The organism is Cupriavidus sp. SK-3 (assembly GCF_000611145.1).
Classification (GTDB): domain Bacteria; phylum Pseudomonadota; class Gammaproteobacteria; order Burkholderiales; family Burkholderiaceae; genus Cupriavidus.
This window is the reverse complement of record NZ_JFJV02000279.1, coordinates 56914-69810: the sequence shown is the minus strand read 5'-3', so window position 1 is coordinate 69810 and position 12897 is coordinate 56914. Positions and strand designations below refer to the sequence as shown.

General features: G+C 68.1%; 7 protein-coding genes. 5 read left to right on the top strand and 2 right to left on the bottom strand.

Annotated features, from left to right (window positions below; genetic code table 11):
• Window positions 1-91 precede the first annotated feature (91 nt).
• The 3 genes from CF70_RS30895 (at window position 92) to CF70_RS30885 (ending at window position 3798) form a co-directional block, all read left to right on the top strand.
• Window positions 92-592 (top strand): GAF domain-containing protein, encoded by a 501-nt coding sequence (locus CF70_RS30895; RefSeq protein WP_035874745.1) that lies wholly within the window; start codon window positions 92-94, stop codon window positions 590-592.
• Window positions 593-892: 300 nt separating this feature from the next.
• Window positions 893-1276: a DUF2946 family protein gene (locus CF70_RS30890; RefSeq protein WP_035874744.1), complete on the top strand. Its 384-nt coding sequence runs from the start codon at window positions 893-895 to the stop codon at window positions 1274-1276.
• An 89-nt stretch (window positions 1277-1365) separates the two neighbouring features.
• Window positions 1366-3798, top strand: coding sequence for a TonB-dependent receptor (locus CF70_RS30885; protein WP_081862440.1), 2433 nt, complete (start codon window positions 1366-1368; stop codon window positions 3796-3798).
• Between the two features lie 45 nt (window positions 3799-3843).
• Here CF70_RS30885 and CF70_RS30880 read toward each other — a convergent pair whose 3' ends face one another.
• Window positions 3844-4803 carry a Bug family tripartite tricarboxylate transporter substrate binding protein gene (locus CF70_RS30880; RefSeq protein WP_035874742.1) on the bottom strand — a complete coding sequence of 320 codons (960 nt, stop codon included), beginning with the start codon at window positions 4801-4803 and terminating at the stop codon, window positions 3844-3846.
• A gap of 59 nt (window positions 4804-4862) precedes the next feature.
• Window positions 4863-5816 (bottom strand): 2-hydroxyacid dehydrogenase, encoded by a 954-nt coding sequence (locus CF70_RS30875; protein ID WP_035874740.1) that lies wholly within the window; start codon window positions 5814-5816, stop codon window positions 4863-4865.
• 346 nt (window positions 5817-6162) lie between these two features.
• Here CF70_RS30875 and CF70_RS30870 point away from each other — a divergent pair, with 346 nt between their 5' ends.
• Both CF70_RS30870 and CF70_RS30865 read left to right on the top strand, forming a co-directional pair.
• Window positions 6163-7356 (top strand): M48 family metalloprotease, encoded by a 1194-nt coding sequence (locus CF70_RS30870; protein ID WP_035874738.1) that lies wholly within the window; start codon window positions 6163-6165, stop codon window positions 7354-7356.
• On the top strand, window positions 7353-12872 hold the full coding sequence (locus CF70_RS30865) for an AAA domain-containing protein (protein ID WP_035874736.1): 5520 nt from the start codon (window positions 7353-7355) through the stop codon (window positions 12870-12872). Before CF70_RS30870 ends, CF70_RS30865 begins: the two co-directional genes overlap by 4 nt.
• Window positions 12873-12897: the final 25 nt, after the last annotated feature.

The following is a 12897-nucleotide window of genomic DNA, read 5'->3' as shown; positions in this document are numbered from 1 at the left end:
GCCTTTGACTTTAAGCTTTTGAAGTTAGGCCCTTGACGTTAAGCCCTTGACATTAACGTTCAGCAACTGCAACTACCCACCGAACCCAACCATGTACCAACAACCCCCCACCCCCACCCCCAACTCCAAACCCGAGCAATACCAAAACCTCATCACCCAGGCACGCTCACTACTGGCAGACGAAACCAACCCCATCGCCAACGCCGCCAACTTCTCCGCCCTGGTATTCCACGCCTTGCAAGATATCAACTGGGCCGGCTTCTACTTCTACGACGGCACCGAACTGATAGTCGGCCCATTCCAAGGCAAACCCGCCTGCGTACGCATCGCCCTCGGCAAAGGCGTCTGCGGCACCGCAGCCCAGACCCGCAGCACGCAAGTCGTCCGCGACGTCCACGCATTCCCCGGCCATATCGCCTGCGACGCCGCCTCCGAATCCGAGATCGTGGTCCCGCTGATCGCCGCCGACGGCACGCTCATCGGCGTGTGGGACGTGGACAGCCCGGTGGCAGGCCGCTTTGACGACGAAGATGCGGCAGGCATGGAGGCACTGTGCAAGGTGTTCATCGAACTCGGCTGGCCTCAGGCATAGCCGCCCCCCATCACCTGCGGTCAGCCCCGGAGTACACGCATGCCTGAATGGCAAGTGCCTCTCTCACAGAAACGTGGCGAACCGTACACAGCGCAGGGAAATGCGCCGCAAGGGAATATAAGCTGACAGCTAGGCAAGGACGCCGGCCGTATCTTATCCAATGCCTGGTGCAGCACACGCCCATCCGACGGCAGCGGGTGCGGCCCTGCGCCGCACCCCGATCCAGCGGAATCAGGCCCACAGCGCCCTTGCAGGCGGCGGCTCGCCACTATAATCGGCCACCCATTGTCTCCATACAATATGTCCCTCACCCGTCGGCTCATCTTGTGGCTCGCGCTGCTCGGCATGGTGCTGCATGCACCGTGGCCGCAGATGGCCCACGGGCAGGTGGACAGGCAGATGGCCGACATGACGATCTGCAGCGCAAGCGGTATGCGCGTTGCCCCGATCGACGAGCAAACGCACTTCCCTGAGGGCACACCCGGCAGCCATCACAGCCTCGACGATGCCCTCTGCTGCCTGGTCTGCGCGGATCCTGGCAACACCAATGCGGTGCCGCACGCGCCGGTCGCCTTCCTCCCCCACCTCACCCCGCTTGGTCTTGCGCGGCCGGCATTGCAGCGCAATGCCTACCAGCCTCCGGGCCTCCTGCGCGCAACTGCCCGGGCGCCACCCCTGGCATGATCGCCTTCGCCTGATCGCCCCCCGCTCCGCGGGCGCGCGTCCATGCCACGAGCGGGCTATCGGTCCGCTCCAGACTTGCCCGGAACACCATGAATCCAGACCCTCGCGCCGGCATCGCCGGTGGCGCCTTGCCGTCACCGGCATTTGCATTCGCCTTCGTCAGCTACGGCTGTACCCTGCTGTCGGCAGCGATCCTGGGGGCCGGCAGCGCCCACGCCCAGGACAGCGGCACAACGACAGCCATCGCGGCAGACCAGGGGGCACCAGGGGAACGGAGCCTGCCCGCGGTGCAGGTCACCGAAACCCGCTCCTTCGCCGAAAAGAATCAACTGCCGCAAACGACCGAGGGCATCACGGCACAGCAGGCGGCCGAGACCATCAACGTCATGGGCACCGAAGACATGCTCAAGTACCTGCCGGACGTGCTGGTGCGCAAGCGGTTCATCGGCGACACCCAGTCGCCCATGGCCACGCGCACCACCGGCATCAATGCCAGCGCGCGCAGCCTGATCTACGCCGACGGCGTCCTGCTATCCACGCTGATCAATAACAACAACGGCAACGGGTCGCCCCAGTGGTTCATGGTGGTGCCGCAGCAAGTCGATCGCATCGACGTGATGTACGGCCCCTTCTCCGCGGCCTACCCCGGCAACTCGTATGGCGCCGTGACGGAAATCACCACGCGGATGCCGAAGGCCTTCGAAGGCAGCCTGGAAGTCACGGGCGCCGTGCAGCATTTCGGCAAATACGGCACCAGCGAGAATGAGCCGGCCCAGCAATACAGCGCCACACTGGGCGACCGCGTGGGCAAGCTCTCGTGGTGGTTCAATGCAAACCACCTCAACAGCTTCAGCCAGCCGCTCAGCATCGGTACGGTCAGCCAGTCGACGACCCGGGCCGGCGCCGGGCTGCCGGTCATCACCGGCGCCATTGCGGACCGCAACCGCACAGGCGGCGCGATCCAGGTGATCGGCGCGGGCAATTTCGTCCACACATTGCAGGACAACGCCGCCGTCAAGCTGGCCTATGACTTCACGCCGACGCTGAGCGCGGCCTACACGCTGGGCTACTGGCAGAACAGCTCGAAGGCAAACGCCCAGACCTACCTGAGCACCGCCGCGGGCACGCCCTTCTATGGCGCCCAGAGCGGCAGCGTCAATATCGGCGGGTTCGCGTACAACGCCAACACCATCGCCGGCCAGTTCTCGAGCAACAACATCGAGCAGCAGCACCTGATGCAGAGCCTGAAGGTGGAAACCCATGCGAAGGGACTGTTCGACTGGGAAATGACCCTGAGCAATCTCTACTATCTCCGGGACCTGAGCCGCCTTTCCACCGGACTCTACCCGGGCGCGCAGAGCGGCGGCCCCGGCCGCGCCACCGACATGAGCGGGACCGGATGGACCACGGTCGATCTCAAGGGAACCTGGCGGCCGCAGGGCGCCGCGGGGGCGAACATCGTCAGCTTTGGCGCGCACTACGATCAGTTCAAGCTCGCCAGCCCTACGTACACGACGACGAACTGGACATCGGGCAGCAGCGGCCCGCTGTTCAGCAACTCGCTCGGCAAGACACAGACCAGCGCGCTGTGGCTGCAGGACGTCTGGCGCGTGGCACCCACCGTGCAGGCCACGCTGGGCGGGCGCTACGAATGGTGGCGCGCGTATGACGGCTTTAATTTCTCGACAGGCAGCAATGGCGTGGGGGTGCCGATCAACCAGCCCGGCGTGGACAAGTCGGCCTTCTCTCCCAAGGCATCGGTCACCTGGGACGCGACCGAGACCTGGTCGGTCACCGGCTCGTTTGGCAAGGCGTACCGGTTCCCCACCGTCGGCGAACTGTATCAATCCATCCAGACCGGCACGACCTTTGTCCAGGCGAATCCCTTTCTGCAACCCGAGCGTGTCATGTCCGGCGAACTGGCCGTCGAGCACCACAACAGCGACGGCAAGATGCGTCTCTCGGTATTCAACGAGTACGTGTCGAACGCCCTGATCTCGCAAACGTCGACGGTCCCCGGCTTTGCCACGCCGGTCTCCTTTACGCAGAACGTCGGCAAGACACGCCAGGTGGGCGTGGAGCTGGCAGGCCAGCAGGACAATGTGCTGATCCACGGCCTGTCGTTCTCGGGCAATGTGACCTACGTCGATTCACGCATACTGTCCAACGACAGTTACGTCCCCACCATTCCAGGCGCGACATCGGTCGGCAAGCGGGTCCCATACGTGCCGACGTGGCGCAGCACCCTGGCGGTAACGTACCAGCCGGACAGCAAATGGGCCTACACCCTGGCGGCGCGCTACAGCAGCCGCGTCTATGCGACGGTTGACAATACCGACATCAACCCCGCCACCTATCAAGGCTTCGAGAGCTTCTTCGTCATGGACGCGCGGGTGCGCTACCAGTTCGACAAGCACTGGAGCGGCGCGCTGGGCGTGGACAACCTCAACAACCGCAAGTATTTCCTGTTCCACCCGTTCCCGCAGCGCACGTTCTACCTGACGGTGAAGTACGCGCTGTAGGCGGCGGCGGCCTTGGCAGTACCGGCCGCCGCATACCACTGGCTCCTACTCAGGCTGGATGCCCGCCGTCTTGATGATCTTGCCCCAGCGGTCCAGCTCGGCAAGCTGGAATCTGGCGAGTTCCTCGGGCGAAGACACCTTCACCTCCATGCCGTTCTCCGCCACGAAACGGCGGATCGACTCGGTTGCCATGGCTTTGCGCATCAGGTCATTGAGCCGGTTGATGACCTGCGCCGGCGTGCCTGCTGGCGCGTAGAGCGCGTTCCAGTAGCCGGACTCGTAGCCCGCCACGCCCTGCTCCGCGATGGTCGGCACGTTGGGCAGCAGCGGCGAGCGCTGTGGGCTGCTGACGCCGAGCGCACGCAGTTTGCCGGCCTTGACCTGCGGCAGGCTGGTGGTCAGGTCGACGATCATCACGTCGGTCTGTCCGGCGACAAGATCAATCACGGCGGGCGGATTGGCCTTGTAGGGGACATACGTGAGTTTCGTCCCGGTCATGTGCTGGAACTGCTCGGTGGCAACCCGCGCCGACGATGAGCCGGAGCCGAACGTCAGCTTGCCCGGCTCCGCCTTCGCCAGCGCGATGAATTCGGATACGTTCTTTGCCTTCACGTTGGGATTCACAACCATCAGCATGTAGCCCTGAACCACCTGGCCGATCGGTGCAAAGTCCTTGATGGGGTTGTAGGGCAGGTTCTTCACCAGATGCGGATTGGCGGCCTGCGTCGTGTTGGTGGTCATGAACAGCGTGTAGCCGTCAGGGGCCGAGCGCGCGACGAACTGCGCCGCGATGCCGCCGAATGCGCCGGGGCGGCTGTCGACGATGACCGGCTGGCCGGTCTCCCTGGTGATCTGGGCGCCCATGGCGCGGGCCAGGCCATCCGTGGTGCTGCCGGGACTGGAGCCGATCACGATGGTGATCGGCTTGGCCGGATAGGATTGCGCGCCGGCCATGCCGCACGCGAGCACGCCCATGGCGATGGCCGCCAGAAATTGGATTCGCATCTTGTCTCCTGTGATCCTGGTTATTGTCTTTTGGCGCTGGGGAAGGCGGCTGCCGGCGCTCAAGTGGTGAGGCTGAACTCCGGCCGTTGCCCGGCCAGCGCCTGGGCAATGCTTGCCAGGACCATCTCCCCCATGGCCGCCCGCGTCTGGTGCGTCGCGCTGGCGCGGTGCGCCTGCAGCGTGACGTTGTCCAGCGCGAACAGGGCTTCGGGCACGTTAGGCTCATCCACGAAAACATCCAGCCCGGCGCCAGCGATCCGGCCGGCAACCAGCGCCGCGACCAGATCGTCTTCCCTGACCAGCCGGCCGCGCGCGATATTGATCAGGTAGCCATCCTTGCCCAACGCGTCGAGGACTTCGGCATTGACGATGCCCTCCGCCTTGTCCGCGGCGGCGGCAAGAATCAGCGCATCGCTCTGGCGGGCCAGTTGGACGAGGTCGGCCACGAAGGTGTGAGGGACATCCTCCATCGCCTTGAGGTCGGTGTAGGCGATGGGGCAGCCGAACGCCGCCATGCGGGTCGCGATGGCACGGCCCACGCGCCCCATGCCGACAATGCCCACACGCATGCCGCTGACGCGGCGGGCCAGCGGAATGGCGCTCGGCTGCGGATGGCGGACCCAGTCGCCGGCGCGGATAAACCGATCGCCCGGGCACATGCCCCGGCAAGTGGCGATCAGCAGGCCCACGGCGAGATCGGCGACGTCCTCGGTCAGCGCCCCGAACGTCCCGGTAACCGGCAGGCCGCGCGCGCGGGCGTATTCGAGGTCGACCGCGTCGGTGCCGACACCGTTGACCGCCACCACCTCGAGCGCGGGCAGTTGCTCCATCATCGCCCTGGCGATGCCGGTGTGGCCGCCGGTGACGACCGCGCGGATCGAGGCGCCGTGCTCGCGCAGATAGGCATCCTTGTCGGCTTGCTCGAACAGCCGGTGCACGGTGTAGAGCGAATCCAGCTTGTCGTTGATCGCAGGGACCAGGATCGGGTTGAGCTGGAGGATGTTGGCTTTCATATCGGAGGTCCTGTCAGGAGGGAACCGCTTTTGAGGGGCGTAGGCGAGTTATCAGTCATCCTATGACACAGCAAACCTTCAAGCAAGGACACGCTACGGATTTCAGGGTTAACACCGGAAAATCCGGGCCAGAAACGTACCAGCAGCCATGAACACATCACCTCTTGTTGTATGACAACACAACATGTGAGCGGTAAATCACGACGCCATCCGGGAACCAGGCAAGGCGGTTGGGAAGAGCGCGCGGCAAGGGCATTACTGCCGATGAAGCGGCGGTCCTGACGAACCGCGCCAGCCATTCCGCCCCCTGTAGAATCAGCCTCCATGCAACCCTGGGATTTCCCGCATGGACTCTCACGCCCCGGATCGCAGCGCGCTGACGCCGCTGGCCTATCACGCAACGGTGGTCGACTACCTGCGCAGCCACGAGCCCGATGTCTGGCGCTGGGCCAGCGCGCGCACGACCCGCGCCGAGCACCTGGAGGCGCTGCGCCTGATGCTGTTGCGCGACACCTATCGCATCGATGCCGAGGCGCACGCCGATGTGCATGCGGCGCTGGCCCAGGCCATGGCGCGGCTGGGCGTCGATGCACGGGCCACGCTGTACCAGTCCCCCGGGCAGGAAATGAACGCGTCGCTGGTCTATGTGCCCGGCGAGGTCCACATCATCCTGCAAGGGCCGCTGCTGGAGCGCCTGTCGGCGGTGGAGCTGCTTGCGGTGTTCGGCCATGAGCTGGCCCATTACCTGCTGTGGTCACGCGACGACGGCCAGTTCCTGGTGGCCGACCGCATCCTCAACGACGCGCTGGCCGCGCCCGGCACCAGCGGCAGCCATCGCGAGACCTACCGGCGCTATGCCTTGCACACCGAGCTGTTTGCCGACCGGGGCGGCGCGGTGGCCGCCGGCGCGGTGGCGCCAGCCGTATCGACGCTGGTCAAGGTGCAGACGGGCATAGGCAGCGTCGACGCGGCGGCCTACCTGCGCCAGGCCGCCGAGATCGAATCGCACGAGGCGGGGGCCAGCAACGCGCACAGCCATCCGGAGACCTTTATCCGCGCCCGCGCGCTGGCGCTGTGGTGGGAGGGCGCGGCCGGCCTGGACCAGTGGATCGAGACCCGGCTGCATGGTCCGCTGGCGCTGGAGCGGCTTGACCTGCCGGGGCAACGGCGGCTGCAGGCGCTGACGCGCGGCTTCCTTGCCCATTACCTGGCCGGCACGCCGCTGGCGAGCGAGGCGGTGCTGGCACAGGTGCGCATGCTCTTTCCCGACTGGCGCGACGACGAGCCCGCGGTGGGCCCGGAGGCATTCGCCGCGGAGGTGGCCGGCGATGACGTGCGCGCCTACCTCAATGCGCTGATGATGGACCTGGCCCTGGCCGACCCGGACCAGCAGGAGGCGGCGCTGCTGCGCGCCGGCCGGGTGGCGCAGGCGCTGGGCAGCCTGGACGCGCTGCACGGCAACCTGCGCCGCGATGCCGGCTTCGGCAAGCGCGAGATGGACCGCTACAACCGCCAACTGGCCAAGGAGGCCCAGGCATGAACGACAGCACGATCGCCAACAGCGCGCCGCGTACCCTGCGCGCCTTGATCGAGGCGCAGGCGGGCGCGGCATTGCCCACCGACGACGTACTGGTGCTGATGCTGCCGCTGTTCCAGCAGGTCGCCGCGTTGCACGCGCAGGGCAGGGTCGCCTCGCTCGACGCCGACAGCATCCTGGTGGGCGAGGATGGCGCGCTCGGCCTGCGCCGGCCGGACGGCGAGCTGCCGGTCATGGATATCGGCGCCGTGCACCGGGTGCAGCCGCATCCGGCTTCGGGCCTGAACATCGTCGGCACGCTGCAGCGCGGCCACGCAGACGACGGCCGCCGCGAGGAAGCCGACCTGACGGTGCAACTGGATCCCGCAGCGCCGATCGAGCGCCCGGTGTACCTGCCCGGCCCGGCCAGCTGGGAGTTGCTGGTCGGCCACCACGACGAGATCGGCGACATCTTCCTGCTCGGCATGGCGCTGGCCGGCCTGGCCTGCGGCGCGGACCTCGCCGACGAGGACGATCTGCGCGAGTTCGTTGCCTGCCGCCGCAACCTGTTCCTGCTGCACGAGCGGCTGCACCCCATCGTGGCGGCGGTGATCGTGGAGATGACCGAGATCAACCGGCACGACCGCGCCACCGACGTGGCCTCGCTGGCCACGCGGCTGCGCACCTGGCGCGAGCAGCCGCTGGCCCTGGAGGTGGAGCGTGCGCTGGCCGGGGCCAGCGGTGCCGCGCCGCGCCGCACGGCGGTGCTCGCGCATCTGCGCGACCGCCTGTTCGACCTGTCCCGGCGCAACCGCCTGCTGTACTTCCGCCCCACCGCGGCCAGCGTCAACCTGACTGTGGCCAGCGTGCCGCTGATGCTGCAGATCGAAAGCGTGCGGCCGGAGCACATCTGCACTTGGGGCGGCCCGTTCGCCGCCGAGCTGGTGGACGGCAAGCCGGTTTCACTGCAGCGCTGGCTACGCTTCGACGACCAGCCCTACCTGCCGGCGGCGCTGGACCGGCTGATCGCCGAAACACGCCGCGACCGTGCCGAGTTCGGCTTCAGCAACCTGCGCCTGGTAGTGGCGTTCCTGCGCTGGCACAACCTCAAGGAAGCACCGGACGAGCGTATCGTGACGCCGCTGCTGTGGCTGCCGGTGGAACTGGTCAAGCGCAAGGGCGTGCGCGACCAGTACGTGATCCAGTGCACCAGCGGCGAGGCCGAGTTCAACCCGGTGCTGCGCCACCACCTGAGCCAGCTGTACGACATCCGCCTGGACGAGACGGTGGACCTGGGCAAGACCTCGCTGGCCGAGATCCATGCCAGTCTCCTGGCGCAGATCCGCGGCTCCGAGCCGTCGGTGGAGCTGCGCCTGGTGGACAAGGCCGCGGTGCGGCTGGTGCGGCAAAAGGCGCTGCAGCGCATGCAACAGTTCCAGCGCCGCAAGCCGGGCGTGGCCGCCGCGCGAGCAAGCGGCGGTGGCTGGCTGCCGCCTTACAGCTATGCGCAGGACGACTACCGCCCGCTGGGGCGGGCGCTGTTCGAGCACTGGGTCCGGCCGAGCGAGCTGCCACAGCGCTTCGAGGCGGGCGCCGCGCCCAGCGCCGGCCCGCGCCAGCCGAACATGGCCCAGCCTGCCGCCGACGCTGCCGATGCCGGCGACCGCAAGGGCTTTGTGCTGCAGGAATCCGAAGGCCACCGCTATGCCTGGGACCTGGACCTGACCCAGGTGACGCTGGCCAACTTCAACTACAAGAAGATGTCGCTGGTGCGCGACTACGCGCAACTGCTGGACGAACCCGGGCCCAACCCCGCCTTCGACCGCGTGTTCTCGATCGAGCCGCGCGACATCGAGACGCAGGCGCCGGCACCGCTGGCGCCGGGCGAGCAGTGGAGCGTGGTGGCGTCCGACGCCACGCAGAACGCCGCAGTCGGCCTGGCGCGCAGCCAGCGCAGCTTCATCATCCAGGGCCCGCCCGGCACCGGCAAGTCGCAGACCATCACCAACCTGATCGCCGACTACGCCGGACGCGGCAAGCGCGTGCTGTTCGTCTGCGAGAAGCGCGCCGCGCTGGACGTGGTGTTCCACCGGCTCAAGCAAAGCGGGCTGGATCCGCTGTGCTGCCTGATCCACGACTCGCAGACCGACAAGAAGGCCTTCATCGCCGATCTGCGCGCCTGCTATGAGCAGTGGATCGCCCAGCCGCACGACGGCGACGCGGCCGCGGCGCGCCGGGCACAGGTGGCCGGGGCCCTGGCGGAGCAGCAGCAGCGTATCGACCGCTTCGAGTCGGCGATGGCGGCCGCGCCCGAGGCGCTGGGCGATAGCGTGCGCGCGCTGCTGCGACGCGTGGCCGGACTGCCCGCGGCGCCCGAGACCGGCCCCGCCATGCGGGAGCGCCTGCCGGCGCTGGCCAGCTGGGATCGCCAGCGCGAACTCACCCAGCGCGTGCATCGCGCCATGCGCGAGCGCTTCGGCATGGACGCGCTTGCCGCGCACCCGTTCGCCCGGCTGCCGCGGGAGCTACTGGCCGACGAGCGCGCTTTCGGCCGCGCCGAGCAGTTGTGCAGCGATACTGAGACGCTGTTCGACGCGCTGGACCCGCTGCTGGACAGCACCGCCAGCCTGATCGGCCACGACACCACGCTGGAACAGGCCCGTGCGATCGCCGCCGATTGCCAATGGCTGCTCGACACCGGCCTGGCCGCGCACCTGGACCTGCTCGATCCGGCCTCGCCGGCACAAGGCGCGCTGCGCCAGGTGCGGGCCGAGCTTGAAACGCGCGCCCATGCGCTCACCGCCGCCCGGGCGGCAACGTCGAACTGGCGCGACAAGCTCAGCCCCGGCGACACCGAATCGGCGCTGGCGCTGGTCCGGCGCCTGGAGCCGTCGCTGGCGCGCTGGCTGCAGCCGGCCTGGTGGCGCCTGCGCGGCGAGCTGAAGCGGCGCTATGACTTCGGCAAGCATGCCGTGCATCCGGGCTTCGGCAAAGTGCTGGAGGCGCTGGCCGCCGAGCACGCCGCCGGCGCCGCGCTGGCCGCGAGCGATGCCGACAGCCGCCAGCGTTATGGCGTCAGCGAGATGCAGGCCTTCCTGCGCGCGCTGGCCGAACTGGAGCAGCGCCTGCAGTCAGCCAGCGGTCCGCGCGCACTGGTTGCCCATCTGCGCCAGGCTGTCGATCCGGCCGCCACGGCGCGCGCGCAGGCCGGCGCGCGCGAGGCGCTGGACAAGCTGACCCTGCGCGTGCGCGACGGGCTGACCCTGGCTCCGGACGCACGGCTGGGCGACGTCGCCGAGCTGCTGCGCGACCTGCGCGAAGCGCTGGACGACCTGCCCGACCTGCTGCCGCTGCTGCGTGCCGTCCATGCCGCGGATCCCGCCTGCGCCGTGACGCTGCAGATGCTGGACCACGCACCGGAGCAACTGGAGGCGCTGGTCGCCGACGAGGCATTGCGCCGCCTGGAGCGCGAGATCCCGGCGCTGGCGCATTTCAGCGGCGCGGCGCTGGCGCAGGCCGCGCGCGCGGTAGCGCAGGGCCAGCGCGAACTGCTCGCCCTCAATGCCCAGGTGATACGCGCAACGCTGCACCGGCAGTTTGCCGAGCACGTGCGCCAGTCCTCGCTGTCGGCCACGCAACTGGACGCCGACGGCAAGGCATTCAAGAAGCGCTATGCCACCGGCCGGCGCGAACTGGAACACGAGTTCGGCAAGAGCATGCGCCACCGCTCCATCCGCGACCTCAGCGACGACGAGACCGGGCTGGTCATCAACGACCTGAAGCCGATCTGGCTGATGAGCCCGCTGTCGGTGTCCGACACGCTGCCGCTGTCGCCGGACCTGTTCGACGTGGTGATCTTCGACGAGGCCAGCCAGATTCCCACTGAGGAAGCGGTGCCTGCGCTGAGCCGGGCGCGCCAGGTGGTGGTGGTCGGCGACGAGATGCAGCTGCCGCCGACCAGCTTCTTCTCGGCCGGCGGCGCCGAGGGCGACGACGAGATCGTGGTGGAGGAGGAAGGCGAGCGCATCGCCATCAACCTGGACTCGGACAGCCTGCTGAACCAGGCCGCGCGCAACCTGCCCGCCACACTGCTGGCGTGGCACTACCGCAGCCGCCACGAATCGCTGATCAGCTTCTCCAACGCCGCCTTCTACGACGGCCGCCTGGTGACCATTCCCGACCGTCTGCTGGAGCAGGCCGAGGACGAGGCAGCGCCGCTGCGCTCGGACCAGGAAGACGCCGGCATCGCCGGGGCCGACGCGCTGCTGGCGCGGCCGGTCAGCTTCCACCGGCTGGGCGATGGCGTCTACCTCGACCGGCGCAACGCGCCGGAAGCGCGCTATATCGCCCAGACCGTGCGCGAGATGCTGCGCCGCGAGACCGGGCTGAGCCTGGGCATCGTCGCCTTCTCCGAGGCGCAGCAAACCGCCATCGAAGCTGCGCTGGAGGCGCTGGCCAGCGAGGACGCGGACTTTGCCATGCGCCTGGAGCGCGAATACGTGCGCGAGGACGACGACCAGTTCAACGGCCTGTTCGTCAAGAACCTGGAGAACGTCCAGGGTGACGAGCGCGACGTGATCATCCTGAGCATCTGCTACGCGCCTGGCCCCGACGGCAAGATGCTGATGAACTTCGGCCCGATCAACCAGCGCGGCGGCGAGAAGCGCCTCAACGTGATTTTCAGCCGCGCGCGCCACCGCATGGCGGTGGTGTCGACGATCCAGGCGGAAGCCATCACCAATGTGCACAACGATGGCGCCGCCGCGCTGCGCGCTTTCCTGCAGTTCGCGCAAGCCAGCGCGCGCGGCCAGTTCGAACGCGCGCAGGCGGTGCTCGGCGCGCTGAACCTGGGCGCGCGCGATGCCTTCACGCGCCAGGCCGCGTCCGACAGCATCCGCGACGCGATGGCCGAGGCGCTGCGCGCGCGCGGCCACCAGGTGCACGTCAATGTCGGCCGTTCCCAGTTCCGCTGCGACCTGGCCATCGCCGATCCGTCCGCGCAGGGCTATGCGCTGGCGATCCTGCTCGATGCGCCGGCCGAAGCCGTGGCGGACACCGCCGAGCGCTACGTGTTCCGTCCCGGCATTCTGCGCAGCTTCGGCTGGCGGGTGCTCGACATTCCCGGCAAGGACTGGCTGCACGATGCGGGCGCGGTACTGGCCCGCATCGAAGCCATGCTGGCCGATGGCGAGGACCGCGCCCTGGATGCGGAAGTCGAGCCGCTGGCGCCGGTGGTGGCACCACCAGCGCAACCGCTGGCGCCGGCTTCGGATTCAGGTTCGGCCAACGACGCCAGCACCGGTACTTGCGCAAGCGGCGCCAGGCAAGCGGAACTGGTGCGGGCGCTTCGCTTCGAACAGGGCAGTTCGCGCAAGTTCTGGCGCGCCAGCCTGAGCGGCACCGAGCTGAGCGTCAGCTACGGCCGCATCGGCAGCGGCGGGCAAGTCAACCTCAAGCAGTTCGACACTGCCGAGCGGGCCCGTCGCGAGATGGACAAGCTGGTGGCGGAGAAGCTGCGCAAAGGCTACGTAGAGGAGTAGGCGGGACGGCTGCCCGGGGCGGCAG